The organism is Paenibacillus sp. GCM10027630 (assembly GCF_042676305.1).
GTDB lineage: Bacteria > Bacillota > Bacilli > Paenibacillales > NBRC-103111 > Paenibacillus_S.
The window spans coordinates 1-13,758 of the sequence record NZ_JBHTGY010000083.1 but is presented as its reverse complement, the minus strand read 5'-3'; the positions used below and the strand labels follow the sequence as shown (position 1 = coordinate 13,758).

Genomic DNA, 13,758 nt, shown 5'->3' with positions numbered 1-13,758 from the left:
TGAGATCAATGGCAGGGCTGTTTTTTTACGCAAAAAAAGATGAGCGCCGCATGAATTAAACGGCATTCATCTTTTCATCCTTTTAGGGACCCATGAGTTATTCTGTTAGGCAAAGGATTCCTTCAGAGAGGGCTCAGTCAGCTTATATCCAACGTTACGTATAGTGACAATATATTCGGGTGTTCTGGCATTGCCTTCAATTTTATCGCGCAGATGGCTAATATGGACGTCAACAATACGTGTATCACCAAGAAAATGATAGTCCCAAACGCCATGCAGCAGTTGTTGGCGGCTTAATACTTTTCCGCGGTGTTTGCATAAAAATAACAAGAGATCAAACTCTTTTGGAGTCAGCTCAATGGCTTCTCCCTTCAAAGAAACTTCCCTTTGATCAGGTTGGATCACGATCTGGCCAATCGTAACCGAAGCACTTTCGGTTGCGGATGGAAGTGTCTGGATACGTCGTAAAATAGCTTGAATTCTAGAAATCAGCTCTTGAGGACTGAATGGCTTCGTCATATAATCATCAGCCCCATTGTCAAGGCCGGCGATTTTGTCAGACAAGTCCTGCATAGCTGTGAGCATAATGATCGGCACCAAATTATTCTGACTGCGCAGCTTACGGCATACTTGAATACCATCCATCTTAGGAAGCATCAGATCGAGCACAATGACGTCAGGACGGAAATGTTGAATCGCTTGAAATACAGCTTCACCATCATAAACACAATGTACCTCGAAGCCGACCAGCTTCAGGTTAAACTCTATTAGCATCGAAATGGAAGGTTCGTCGTCAACAACAAGAATCTTCTTCTTCATCTCTCGGATCTCCTTTACTTAAAACACTTGATACTCTTATTATTGCAGAGCACTATCAACCGTATATTAATGAAAGGTAAAGTGAGTGTTAAATTTGTACGTTAATTGTAGTATAATGAAAGACTCAAGTGAGGTGATAACAGACTATGGCTTTTCATATTGTATTAGTAGAGCCTGAAATACCGGCAAATACTGGAAATATAGCAAGAACATGCGCAGCAACAGGAACCTGGCTGCATTTGGTTCGCCCACTGGGTTTCTTGACAGATGACAGAACCTTAAAGCGGGCAGGGCTTGATTATTGGCATGCCGTTAATATTGAATATCACGATTCATTCCAGGAAGTAAAGGATAAGTACGCGGAAGGCAGATTCTTTTTGGCTACAACCAAAGCTAAGCGCGTTTACACTGAGTTTACATTTCAGGATGGTGATTTCTTTGTTTTCGGTAAGGAAACGAAAGGACTGGCTCCTGAAATCATTGCGGAACATCCAGATCATTTGATTCGGATGCCTATGACCGATGCAGTAAGATCGTTGAATTTGTCGAATTCTGCGGCGATTGTATTGTTCGAAGGGCTGCGGCAGACCGGTTTTCCGGGGTTGAAATAAACAACAAAACAAGTCGAATATGGCAGGAATTTTAACATAAGTAACGAATAGTATTAAAGCAAGCACTTGAAGGGAGGTTCTCCTTAATCGCTTGGCTGAACTGTTCGTTTTTTTGTGTGAAAGTGAGGTGAATTTATAATGAAACCAGCTGGTGTTGTGAGAAAAGTCGATCAATTAGGACGAATCGTGCTCCCCAAATCTCTAAGAAAAAGATACCAAATGAACGAAGGGGATCCCGTTGAAATATTGGTAAGCGGTGATCATATTATTTTGGAGAGATATCGTCCGAGATGTGTATTTTGCAGTTCGATGGAGCAAGTTAGTGAATTTAAAGAACGGCATATATGCGGAGAATGTCTTGGCGAGATGAGTGGATTGGTAGAAAGAACGTAGTGAAGAAGTTTAGAGAAGATGTAAAACATCAGAAAGCATCACGTATTCCTTAGTTAGAGGAACGTGATGCTTTTTAATAAGTGTCTGGAATTATTGGTTGAATGGATGAATTACAGACCTTTTGTTTTATCATCATTGTAAGAAGAAGTGAGTATGGCCACGATAAAAATCAAAAATACCAAGTTCATAATCCAAAATGTTGCTGACATCGTTTGCACCCCCCTGCCCTATTATTATAACCAACCGTTAATGAAAAGAAAACTTATAAAAGTGAACATTTATTTAAAAAATAAAAAGTGCGTAGGAAGCGGCCGAAGTTTGCCATCGGATGGACGGTTGATTACCTGCCCTTCATAGATCAAGCTGGAGGATCCGCCGCCATCCAGATTATATGCATCCTTGACCCCAAGTTGAAGAAGCTTGTCCTGCAGCTCCGCGAGCGTCGCCCCGGAATTCCCTCTCTCATCGTAGCCATCCGTAACCAGAAACAACAGCTGATCGTTTTTGAAATTACCTACAACCGTGCGTGGAGCTCGAGCAGGCGAGGTTTGCCATTGTGCAGGAATCGCCTGCTTTTTGCCGTTTTGCAGCAATACAGGAACGAAGGTTGCACCGAAGGACGGCTTAAGCTTGTCCAGATCCTCCTGTCGGGCAAATCTGCCGCCAATCAGCTTACGATCCGTGCTCAACCCTATAAACGCCAAATCCTCAAAGGTTGGTTCAAAGCCATATACGAATTTGCCATTCATGATAGTGTTGCTTAGGGGATAACGTCTGCCCGTCTTATTGTCGTCAGCGAACCCTCCCGCATTAATCCCGGCTACAGCTCCGTAACGGCGCGCAGCTTCCAACGTAGTTTCACTGCTGCCAATTTTATCTTTGCCAAGCACCATCTTCAACGCTTTATCGGTTTTCATATCAATTTTAAGCGCATAAGCCTTGTAATTCGATTCATTCAAATAATAAAGCTTCATATCCAAGTTAGAGCTGTTCGTCTGTTTGGATGGCTTGGCTCCAAGCTTGGTGCTGATTCGCGTATCAAAGATGGCCGCAGGCTTGGTTGCAGCAGCATCGGCTGTTTTGGCCATATTGGCGACATCCGTTGCGCTTTTCTCATATAGCTGAAAGAAGCGTTCAATAGTGGTCCGCGTTTGAGCGGCATCAGCCTTGGCCTTGTCAAGCTGCTGTGAAGCTTGCTGAAGCTGACTTTGAATGGAAAACTCTGTTTTGGTATAACGCTGGAATTCCGGGAGTGCAATGGAAAGCTGTGAAACATACAAAAAGCCAAGGATACCTATAAAAGGTGCGACAGCAAGCAACAGTGTACGATTAATTAACGGGATCGGATTCATTGGTAGACCACATCCTTATTGCAGTACATCTAGGCTTTTCTTCAAGTCGTCAAGCTTCTTCTTTACTTCGCCAAGCTGGGTATACAGCTGGTTGCTATTGTCCGTCTTGCTGTTGGCGCTGTCCTTGGTAAAGGCAAGCAGCTCGTTTAATGAATCGATTTTGCTTTGCATTTTTACAAGGTCGCCGCTGACATTATCTTTGAGCTGGGAAATTTGCTTCTGGTAATCCTCTTGAACGGCTTGCAGCTGCTGCTCGGTTTGTACGGCAATATCTTGCGCAATTTGCTGGCGCAGCTGATCCGTGTACATCTTGGCGCCAAGAACTCCAGAAGCGATAAGCAGGGTCCACCCCATAAATAAGAACAGATAGGTTCTTCCTCTTCCTTTTGCTTTGCTCGGTTTTCCAGTTCGCGCCATGGGCTGCTCTGAAGCCGCAGGTTCTATGGGCGTATTCATGGTTGATTCACCTTCCTGTATTCATTCGGCGAGAAGCCGTTCATTTTCTTAAATACTTTACTGAAATATTTCTCATCGTCATAGCCGACCATCTCCGCAACTTGAGCGATTCGCAAGTGAGGGTTGAGCAGGAGCAGCTTCGCTTTTTCCAAACGGATGCCGCTAAGGTAATCAGATAAATTCACTTGAAACTGCTGCTTGAATTTACGGGATATATATTCACGGCTTAAATAGAAATGATTGGCAATCTCTTGAAGCGTAATATCCTGATGATAATGGTTTTGAATATACTTTGCAATCTCAAAGATGACGTTGCTGTCCTGATGCTGATGAGCAAGCAGCTGCTTGGAAAGCTCAATAAGACCGGCTGTCAGCTGTTCTTGCCAGAGTGAGACAGAGAAGAAGCCATCCTTATCGACAGGCAACTGGAAACGGGAAGAGTCTGACTCGGTTTTGATGTCTGGCTGCTGATCTCCGAACCACTCATTGAGCCAACGGTTGCGCAGCACAATGTATTCCTGCCACCACAGCTCAAGCAGCCCTACATCTATAACATCAAGCAGCTTAACCGCATCAATCCACACTTGAACAGATTTACGAATCTGTTCAGCGCTGCCGCTGCGCACTGCGAGATGGATGGGCTCCGCATAATCGCTGAAGTATAATAATGGCGGCAAGCTGGGAGTTTGCCCCGTATAAATATGAATGCGCCTATCCTTAAGCAGCAAATTACGCATATGTAAAGCATTCTTAGCCTCCGTATAAGCTAAGAACAAGCCTGACGGAACAGGCTGAAGGCTGCTTATGCCTATTTCGACTTTACTGTGAAGGACAGTCCATATTCCTTGCAGTATTTTGGACATAATCTGCTCGGCCGAGCCTTGCCCATATAATAAAACAAGAATGGCGTCATCACTGTTCCAGTAGCGGTAAGCGATTCCTTGCTGGGAGGCATGAAGAAACTCATTACATATATTCGTGATGGAAAAGAAAAGAAGGTCCATATTGGACTCGAACTTTTGTTTAAGACTGGAGCTAATCGTATCTAACGATAAGATAGCAACGCGGCATTCCCGAACATTCCGATCCAATCCAAACTCATTGGCAAATGATTGGGTCACAGCATCAAACCCGGAGGGCTCGGTTATTAAGTTAGACAGCATCTTATCCCAATAAGCTGGACGAATCTGATTCATTTCGATATTAAGCTGCTGCTCGCGCTGGCGCTCGCTTTCATCCTGCCGCCAGCTGGCAGCGGCTTTAAACACCGCAGAATGCAGCTGCTCGGCGTCAATAGGCTTTAGTATATAATCCAAGCCACCGTATTGTACGGTATGGCGTACAAGCTGAAAATCATCGAACCCGCTGATTACAATAGTTTTGCCTGATGGATAATGAGCATGCAGCCACTCAAGCAGCTGGGCTCCGCCCATAACGGGCATAATCATATCCGTGAAAATAATTTGCGGTTTATGTTCCTCAATTAAAGAAATAGCAGACTGACCGTCAGGAGCCTCCAGTATTTCGTTGATTTCAAGCTCTTCCCAAGGAACCAACAGCCGGATAGCTTCACGGACATGCTTTTCATCATCTACGATGATGGCTTTCACAGTGACAGCAACCTCCTAAGAAGATATTTGTTGCGCATTAGGTATAACCAGTGTAACACGGACGCCTGATGGATAACACGGCTCCAGTTTCATGGATGCGCCTTGGAAATAAAGCTGGAGACGCAATTTAACGTTTATCAAGCCTATGCTTTCTGAAGCTTCCCCAATGTTGTCCGGGTGGAGGCTTAATTGCTTTTGCAAAATAATCAATTGCTCCGGATTGATACCTCTTCCGTTATCTTCAACAACCAGCGTTAATTGATGATCGTCCGTTATAGTACCCGCTATAAGGAGCTTTCCCTTTTTTTCTCGCGGGTCAAAGCCATGCTTGAAATAATTTTCAACCAAGGGCTGGAGTATCATTTTGGGAATTTGAATCGTTAAGGTTTGCTCAGTAACCTGAAAGGTCACATCAAGCTCGTCCTCAAACCTCTGCATCTGCAGCTCCAAATAGGATTTAATATGATCGATTTCCTGCTTGAGCGGCACCAAAGTTTCATTAGTGTTCATATTGTAGCGCATCATCCTGGCGAGTGAGGATATAAGCGAATAAATTTTGGGAGCTTGATGCTGGAGAGCTAGCGTCCCGATGGATTGTAAACCATTATACAGGAAATGAGGATTAATTTGCGCCTGCAATGCCTTCAATTGATTCGTTTTATTGGCAATGTCCAATTTGTATTCTCTTTCGATCAGGTTGTTGATCGTTTGCATCATCATGCGAAAACGGCGAGCTAATATACCGATTTCATCATTGCTGGTTACTTGAATATCCACCTGCATGTTTCCGGACTGAATTTTGCTGATATAGCCCATTAAATTTTTGATAGGCGTGGTGAACTTAAAGGAAATGTAGAGTGTCGCCGAAATGACGATAACCATAAATATGATGAAAATTAATGCATTGATTTTGGTTAAATCACGGGCATTTTTGTAGAGATGCTCATAAGGAATCCGTTTTACCAGTGTCCATTCCATATAAGGAGTGCTCATGCGATCATAAATATGAATGCCAGTAAACGGCTTGCTCGTCCATTCAAAGCTTCCTGAAGAGTCTGGCATCGATAGTAAATGGTCAACCCATGGCTCATGAAGGACTTGCCCCCATTGCTCAGGATTTGGGCCATAAATAATAGCCCCGTCATTATCCAGTATATACAGCTCGTCTTGTCCAAGAGTGTATAGTTGCTGGCAGATGGACTTTATAACCTCAATGCTGAAATCGATGGACAGTATGCCCAGTCTTTTTTGGGACAAGGAGTTAAGCAGAGTTCGGTGCATAGTTACGACTGTTGTTTGGGGAAGATAAAATAAACTCCCAACTTTATAGTCATGGTTCCAGTGAGTGGGCTGCAGCTTTATTTCGGTGTTGTCCATTTCAGGCTGGTATTTCGGTCCCGGACCATCATTTCGATTGGGATTTCCTTGAGAAATTAATATGGATCGGTTGTTTTTGTCAATATACAAGTAAATTTGCTTGATCTCCTTAACCGAATTGACAATCGTTTGAAGACCTCTAACCGTCTCGTTGTAGCTTAAATAATCCGTATCTCCGTTTTCAATGATCGTATAAAGGGTATTGTCATTGTAGACGTTTAAAGAATTTTGCTCAATCGCTTTTAAGTAGTTCATGATATTCGTCTTGCCTTGATAAATCAGGTTGGAGTTGCTCTGAATGGTCTCATTGGAAACGGCCTGCTTAGTAAAATAGTAGGTGATAACTATTGATGTGGAGATAGGCATGATTGTAGCGGCAAGAAGGAACACGATAAGTTTATTACGAAAACTGTTGCGAATCATTGGAAAGTCCTCCCATTAATAGCTCAGCCCAACCAGCCTGCATGAACATTGTAACAATGGATATCAATAAATTCCACCTGATGGGTCACGAGAGTCGGTGTTTTTCCAAGGCATCCATTTCTATACTTAAGATAACTTATAAACGATGTTCCAAAAGTCGATACGCTCAACTGTGGCTTTTGAACACGAACTTATACAAAGGGGGGAGATTTCTATGAAAGCCAAAAGCCGTTCATCGAATTGGATTCACCAGACGGTTTTCGTTGGCCCAGCGGTTATCTTTTTCGCATTGATCGTTATTGCTCCGTTTCTGTTGAGCATCTACTATTCGTTCACGGAATGGAACGGCGTTACCTCGGATATGAAATGGGTCGGATTCGACAACTTCAAGCGGATTATTGTAGCGGATGATGATTTTCATAAATCGTTCTGGTTTACTGTACGCTTCTCAGTAACGAATGTATTGTTCGCCAATCTTGTAGGCTTTTCCTTAGCTTTGCTGCTAACGCAAAAGTTGAAATCGCGCAACATATTGCGGACGGTTTTTTTCCTTCCTAATGTGATTGGCGGCTTGCTGCTAGGATTTATTTGGCAATTTATTTTTGTCAAAGGCTTCACAACCATTGGGGAGCTGACGGATCTTGCTTTTTTTAAACTCCCATGGCTGGGAGATGCACCTACCGCTTTCTGGGGGCTTGTCATAGTAAGTGTATGGCAGACGGCCGGATATCTGATGGTTATCTATATTGCCGCACTCGCCAATGTTCCGAAGGATATTACAGAAGCGGCTTACATTGACGGAGCAACCCGATTTCAGGTATTGCGCCATATTACGGTTCCGCTCATCATGCCTGCGGTCACAGTATGTTTGTTCTTAACGATCTCCTGGGCATTTAAAATGTATGACCTCAATGTGTCATTAACTCAAGGCGGACCTTTCAATTCGACACAGTCCGTTGCCCTTAACATCTATGAAGAAGCGTTTCGTAACAACCGTTATGGATTAGGAACAGCCAAGTCATTAGTCTTTTTCATAGTGGTTGCCGTAATTACATCGATTCAAGTATGGGTGACGAAGAAAAAGGAGGTTGAGGTATAATGGAAGTTAAATCTTCTTACGGGCCGCGGATATTTATGCTTGAAATAGTCGGACTTGTACTTGGTCTGCTGTTCCTGGTACCTTTTTACTTCGTCATTGTGAATTCGATGAAAAGCTTTGGAGATATTCTTATTAACTCGGCCAGCTTGCCCCATTCTCTTAATTTTGCGAATTACGGTAAAGTTTGGGACATTATGAAGTTTCCGAAGGTGTTTTGGAACTCGCTGTTGATCACGGTATTCAGTAATATTGGCTTGGTGGTCATTAGCTCCATGGCAGCTTATCGATTGGTACGGTTTCCAACCCGTTTCAATAATTTAATTTTCATGGCGTTCGTAGCGGCTATGGTTATCCCTTTTCAATCGATTATGATTCCTTTGGTAAGGGTGGCAAGTCAGGTTGGCTTGATGGACAGTATAACCGGCTTGGTCATTTGTTATTTTGGCTTCGGCGTTTCGCTGAATGTGTTCTTGTACCATGGATTTATTAAGTCGGTTCCTCTGGAAATCGAAGAATCGGCAAGGGTGGACGGCTGCTCGCCATATGGAGTATTTTGGAAAATTGTATTCCCTCTGCTTAAGCCGATGACGGTAACGATTGTTCTTCTTAACAGTCTATGGATTTGGAACGACTTCCTGCTGCCGATGCTTATTTTAAGCAAGCCGGAGCTTAGAACGATTCCATTAGCTACTTATTCTTTCTTCGGTCAATATACGAAACAGTGGGATTTGGCTTTGGCAGCGCTTGTTCTTGGTGTATTGCCTATCGTAATCTTTTTTCTATCGATGCAACGGCATATTATTGAAGGGATTACAGCCGGTTCTATAAAAGGTTGATCCCAATAGGCCTGACATTTCAAGGGGAAGCAGGGAGATACGGTCAATAAGTTACCCCTTAATGTTCAATATTGTCCGTGTTCGGTTGTTCATGCATTTTTTAAAATAAATGAAGTAAGGGAAAATAAGAAGAAAAAGGGAGGCATTTTGAATATGAAAAAATTAACAATTATTAGCATGGTTGCCATACTGGTTCTTTCCATTCTAGCCGGTTGTGCAAAGAAAGAACCAGCTCCAAGCCCAGGAGGCACAAACGCGGGTGGTGCTGCAGGAGGCAAGAATGTAACGCTTAAGATGTTCCAGTTTAAAGTGGAAATCGCCGAGCCTCTGTCTAAGCTTGCTGCCGAATATGAGAAAGCGAACCCGGGAGTAAAAATTCAGATTGACACTGTAGGAGGCGGTTCCGATTACGGCGCTGCGCTTATGGCGAAATTCAATTCAGGCGACAAGCCGGATATTTTCAATAACGGTGGATTCTCTGACTTGGATAAATGGATTGAGCATTTGGAGGATTTATCCGATCAGCCTTGGGTTAAAGATATGGTAACTGTTGCGAAAGAACCAATGACGAAGGACGGCAAACTATACGGCCAACCGCTTAATCTGGAGGGCTATGGCTTTATTTATAACAAAGATTTATTTGCCAAAGCTGGCATTACTGAGTTGCCAAAAACATTGACACAGCTGGATGCAGCGGCTCAGAAGCTGCAGGCTTCAGGCGTAACGCCTTTCGTTAACGGCTATGCTGAGTGGTGGGTGTTAGGTAACCATTTCGTTAACCTTCCATTCGCTTATCAGTCTGATCCTAACGCATTTATCGACAGCTTAAACAAAGGTACTGGTAAAATGGTTGGTAACCCGACATTCGAAAACTGGGTGAAGCTGTTTGATCTGCAGTTGAAATACGGCAACAAAAACCCGCTGCAAACCGACTATAAGACACAGGTGACTGAATTTGCGACAGGTAAAGCAGCAATGACACAACAAGGGAACTGGACGCAATTGCAAATTACGCAAACGAACCCGAATATCAAGGTTGGATTCCTGCCAATGCCTATTAGTGATGATGCAGCGGCGAGCGACAAGCTTCCGGTCGGAGTTCCGAACAACTGGGTAATTAACAAAAACTCAGCCAACAAAGACGAAGCTAAGAAATTCTTGAACTGGCTCGTTTCTTCCGATATTGGTAAAAAGTATATTACTGAAGAATTCAAATTCATTCCTGCCTTTACAAATATCCCTGCTGATGAAAAAATATTAGGCCCATTGGCAGCTGATATTATCAAATACAGCAAAGACAATAAAACATTGAGCTGGAACTGGTTCAAGTTCCCTGGCGGCGAAGCAAGCAGCAAGAAATTTGCGGCGACAATGCAGGCCTATGTAGCTAAGCAGAAAACGAAGGAACAGATGTTTGACGAATTCCAAAAAACATGGGATAGTCTGAAAAAGTAATAGTTCGAGCCCCGGCGCAAACGTGCCGGGGTTTTGCATTATCTTTTCATGAAGTCACCGAAATACGATTCATGTTTTTAATTTATTGAAATGTGATATTTCACGCGAATAAGTGATTCTCGTTCCGTTTCACACAGAGCAACGTCAAAGCATAGAGTAGAACAAAAAACATCGGTGTAGTGCATTAAAGGTCCTTAACGGAACAGAAAATTCTGTTATTTAATCTGCGGCCTACAATTTGAGACGATAGCGGAAGTCGGAATTCCGTTATATGCTGCGAATAGGGGCACAATGAACAACAAACAGAGAGATAACGGAAATAGCTATTCCGTTATTTCTCTGTTTGTTGTGCTTTTCATGACATAACGGAATAACTCTTTCCGCTAATGCTTCTACTAATTCATTGGAAAAGAATTAGTTTCCAGTTAAGAAAAGCATGGCTGCAAGTTTCCATTCCAGTAACACGACTTCAAGAGCGGTCGTTTATTTCCAGCAGCAAGCGCAATTGAGAGCATAGGTGCCAAAAGCGTTGCACTATACCTAATAGTAAGGAGAAATGGAGGGATATCCTAACTAAAGCGCTTTTATCCTGTTTGAAGGCGCTTTATGCATTTAACTTTAGCTATGCCACGCTGTTACAATGGAAGGTAATTAATGGTTAGGCTAACGGAGGATGAGGATGGCTACACGTCTTGCAACAGGCTTCAGAGAATGGCTCGAGGCGAGAAAACATGCGGTTTCTGAGGATAAAAAATTATCAAAGGAAGCTGTCGTGTCGTTATTCATACACTTCTGCTTTCAGTTCGGCGCATCGATGTCCAGCGTGTTCCTGACATTATATTTATGGAGGTTAACGCATAGCCTTTGGATTAACGGGATGTATTATGTTGTTACTTATGCGGCAACCCCGCTTGCTTTTGCATTAGGCGGGTGGCTGATCAAACGGAAGGACCGGATGTTCACCTACCGGTTTGGTATTGCGTTGATCGCTTTGTTCTATTTGGTCGTTGTTTTCGCTCAGGAGCGGGTTGTAGATTACTATGTGCTATTTGCTGTATTTGGGGGGCTGGCCTCCTCCTTCTATTGGGTAGGCTATTTGACTCTAATGTACGATGTATCCACAGAACAGAATCGAATTCGATACTTGGCGACCAATATGATTATTTTTACACTCGCAGGATTAATCGGCCCAGCCTTGGCAGGGTTTATAATAAGGCAAAATGATGGGCTCCGGGGGTACACCTTTGTATTCTCCGTAGCGTTCTTTATGTTCCTTCTTGCAACAATAGGCAGCTTTAAAATAAAATCCAAGCTTTCTCATCATAAGGCTTATTATTTGAAGTTTACAGGATTATTAATGCGTAAAAACAAGATCTGGACGGGATCGTTGTTCGGATTCTCGGTGCTTGGGATGCTGCAAGGTATTATGCTTTTTTTACCTACGATATTGTTATTCCAGATTGTTGGACGTGAGGATTTGGTAGGCTACCTGGGTGTGATGTATGCAAGTGTGAGCATTGGTACCGGATTATTTATATCTAAATATGGCCGAGAGGATTTGGCAAAGCTGTTTCTCCTCATTTCCACGGTTGGTTTTATAGCAGGTACGTTATTAATTGTTTGGAGCTTGTCACTGCTTACGGTCATTTTGTTTATGATTATTTATTCTATTTGTGCACCTTTGCAGGGTAACACGATGACGACACATTATTTCCGCTTGATCAGTATGATGCCGTTAAAGGGACAATTGCGGGTAGAGTCGGTGGTAGTGCGTGAAATATTTGTTAACTGCGGTCGGGTTATAGCTATCTTAATATTAATCGGTTTGAGCCGCTATGTAGGTGAAGAAACACTCCCATGGGTGGTTTTTGGAGCCGCCATCGTGCAAATTAATTTAGTGTGGTTGTTACGGTCAAATGAAGCAAAGGAAGCAAAAGAACCTAAGAAATTAGCAGCCCCAGGCAAAAAACTGAATATGTGATAGCCCCTAAGACTTTGAATAGTCGTTAGTTTTTTTGGGAATCCTTTGAAAGCTATTTGGTTGGTAAGGTTGAAGGAAATCATCTATTCATTAAGGGGCGCTCCACAATATGGCTTCTCATTATGACTGTGTAGTCATCGGAGGCGGCATAGCAGGGTTGCAAGGAGCGATTCAGCTTGGCCGCTATAAGCATCGTACTCTTGTGATCGATAAGGGTTATGGCAGGTCGACATTATGTAGAAGCTATCATAATGTACTTGGATGGCCGGATGGAGTTTCCGGGGAAGAGCTGCGCCGCTTGGGAAAGCTTCAGGCCGAACGGTTAGGAGTTCAGTTTGTTAAAGGCGTGGTGGCACGATTAAATAGACAGGAAGATGTCTTCAGTGTAGAGATAAGTGGAGAATCCCAAGCGATCAAGGCGGATACATTGCTGCTGGCAACAGGGCTGCTGGACCGCTTTCCTAAGCTTCCAGGGCTTACAGACTGCTTAGGGAGCAGCGTGTACGTTTGCCCGGATTGTGACGGATATGAAACCCAAGGCCATCGCACCATTGTAATGGGGTCAGGGGATGTGGGGGCATCGATGGCGCTGCATCTATTGTATTGGACCTCTGATTTAATCTACATCAATCATGAAGCGGCGATAGCACCGGTAAGCAAGGTCATGATGGAGAAGCTCATTGATAAGGGGATTGTCTATTATGGACAGACTATGGATGAGGTTATAACATCGGGAGACGGAATCTTTCATGGAGTTCGTATGATTGATGGACAAGAAATAAACGGCGAGCGCGGATTTATTGCCTTTGGCGGCAATGAGGTGCAGTCTGAACTGGCCTCTCAGCTTCGTATAGAGCGTCTGGAAAACAAGCATATTGTAACCGACCCGAGAACCAAGATGACAAGCGTGCCTGGTGTATGGGCGGCCGGGGATGTTGGAGTCCATGCAGAGCAGCTGACTATAGCAATGGGTGAAGGGGCTCAAGCGGCCATTTGGATTCACAAGGAGCTGCTTAAGCGATCCAATAAATCCGCCTTAATAAGATAAAGCTGCTCTTTTAGTGGCTCAAAACCGAGATCAGCGCTTGACAAAGTCATTCGCTTTCGTCTCTGTCCCAGCCCTAGATCAAAACTTAAGAACGGAAGTTACAGCGCACATGACTTTATTCGATTCAAAGCCATTGCTTTCTGCCAAAAACCTGCATCTATACAGCCTTTGGGCCGGTATATCCGAAGTCTTATTGAATTCATGCAAATGAAGTCAATTTCATAATTCGAACCCCTTGCTACGACTGGTTTTTTTCGCACACAAAAAAGGAGTACCTCCCCACAATCTCGAAGTTTAT

Annotated in this window: 12 protein-coding genes; 7 read left to right on the top strand and 5 right to left on the bottom strand. The window is 43.5% G+C overall.

The annotated features are described in order from the left end of the window. Nucleotides 1-105: 105 nt before the first annotated feature. The gene (locus tag ACFQ0C_RS32440; RefSeq protein WP_258214953.1) at nucleotides 106-819 is read right to left on the bottom strand and encodes a response regulator transcription factor; all 714 of its coding nucleotides are present in this window, start codon (nucleotides 817-819) and stop codon (nucleotides 106-108) included. Nucleotides 820-965: 146 nt separating this feature from the next. Between ACFQ0C_RS32440 and trmL the strand changes: the two genes are divergently transcribed. Continuing rightward, on the top strand, nucleotides 966-1,430 hold the full coding sequence (trmL, locus tag ACFQ0C_RS32435; RefSeq protein WP_258214952.1) for a tRNA (uridine(34)/cytosine(34)/5-carboxymethylaminomethyluridine(34)-2'-O)-methyltransferase TrmL: 465 nt from the start codon (nucleotides 966-968) through the stop codon (nucleotides 1,428-1,430). Nucleotides 1,431-1,568: 138 nt separating this feature from the next. After that, the gene (locus tag ACFQ0C_RS32430) at nucleotides 1,569-1,823 is read left to right on the top strand and encodes an AbrB/MazE/SpoVT family DNA-binding domain-containing protein (protein WP_258214951.1); all 255 of its coding nucleotides are present in this window, start codon (nucleotides 1,569-1,571) and stop codon (nucleotides 1,821-1,823) included. Nucleotides 1,824-2,101: 278 nt separating this feature from the next. Here ACFQ0C_RS32430 and ACFQ0C_RS32425 read toward each other — a convergent pair whose 3' ends face one another. The 4 genes from ACFQ0C_RS32425 to ACFQ0C_RS32410 are packed head-to-tail and all read right to left on the bottom strand — an operon-like array spanning nucleotide 2,102 to nucleotide 7,041. After that, nucleotides 2,102-3,175, bottom strand: a complete 1,074-nt coding sequence (locus ACFQ0C_RS32425; RefSeq protein WP_258214950.1) for a phosphodiester glycosidase family protein — start codon at nucleotides 3,173-3,175, stop codon at nucleotides 2,102-2,104. Between the two features lie 15 nt (nucleotides 3,176-3,190). Then, on the bottom strand, nucleotides 3,191-3,631 hold the full coding sequence (locus ACFQ0C_RS32420) for a hypothetical protein (protein ID WP_379373108.1): 441 nt from the start codon (nucleotides 3,629-3,631) through the stop codon (nucleotides 3,191-3,193). Further along, nucleotides 3,628-5,241 carry a response regulator gene (locus ACFQ0C_RS32415; protein WP_379373106.1) on the bottom strand — a complete coding sequence of 538 codons (1,614 nt, stop codon included), beginning with the start codon at nucleotides 5,239-5,241 and terminating at the stop codon, nucleotides 3,628-3,630. The genes ACFQ0C_RS32420 and ACFQ0C_RS32415 overlap by 4 nt, the downstream gene beginning before the upstream one ends. Before the next feature lie 15 nt (nucleotides 5,242-5,256). Continuing rightward, nucleotides 5,257-7,041, bottom strand: a complete 1,785-nt coding sequence (locus ACFQ0C_RS32410; RefSeq protein ID WP_379373104.1) for a cache domain-containing sensor histidine kinase — start codon at nucleotides 7,039-7,041, stop codon at nucleotides 5,257-5,259. A 214-nt stretch (nucleotides 7,042-7,255) separates the two neighbouring features. Here ACFQ0C_RS32410 and ACFQ0C_RS32405 point away from each other — a divergent pair, with 214 nt between their 5' ends. From ACFQ0C_RS32405 to ACFQ0C_RS32385, 5 genes are all read left to right on the top strand, one after another. Continuing rightward, nucleotides 7,256-8,140: a carbohydrate ABC transporter permease gene (locus ACFQ0C_RS32405; RefSeq protein WP_379373102.1), complete on the top strand. Its 885-nt coding sequence runs from the start codon at nucleotides 7,256-7,258 to the stop codon at nucleotides 8,138-8,140. Next, nucleotides 8,140-8,976 carry a carbohydrate ABC transporter permease gene (locus ACFQ0C_RS32400; RefSeq protein WP_379373100.1) on the top strand — a complete coding sequence of 279 codons (837 nt, stop codon included), beginning with the start codon at nucleotides 8,140-8,142 and terminating at the stop codon, nucleotides 8,974-8,976. Before ACFQ0C_RS32405 ends, ACFQ0C_RS32400 begins: the two co-directional genes overlap by 1 nt. Before the next feature lie 153 nt (nucleotides 8,977-9,129). Next, nucleotides 9,130-10,431: an ABC transporter substrate-binding protein gene (locus ACFQ0C_RS32395; RefSeq protein WP_379373098.1), complete on the top strand. Its 1,302-nt coding sequence runs from the start codon at nucleotides 9,130-9,132 to the stop codon at nucleotides 10,429-10,431. Between the two features lie 679 nt (nucleotides 10,432-11,110). Further along, nucleotides 11,111-12,412 carry an MFS transporter gene (locus ACFQ0C_RS32390; RefSeq protein WP_379373096.1) on the top strand — a complete coding sequence of 434 codons (1,302 nt, stop codon included), beginning with the start codon at nucleotides 11,111-11,113 and terminating at the stop codon, nucleotides 12,410-12,412. Between the two features lie 109 nt (nucleotides 12,413-12,521). Next, on the top strand, nucleotides 12,522-13,460 hold the full coding sequence (locus tag ACFQ0C_RS32385; protein WP_379373094.1) for an NAD(P)/FAD-dependent oxidoreductase: 939 nt from the start codon (nucleotides 12,522-12,524) through the stop codon (nucleotides 13,458-13,460). The last annotated feature ends 298 nt before the right edge of the window (nucleotides 13,461-13,758 follow it).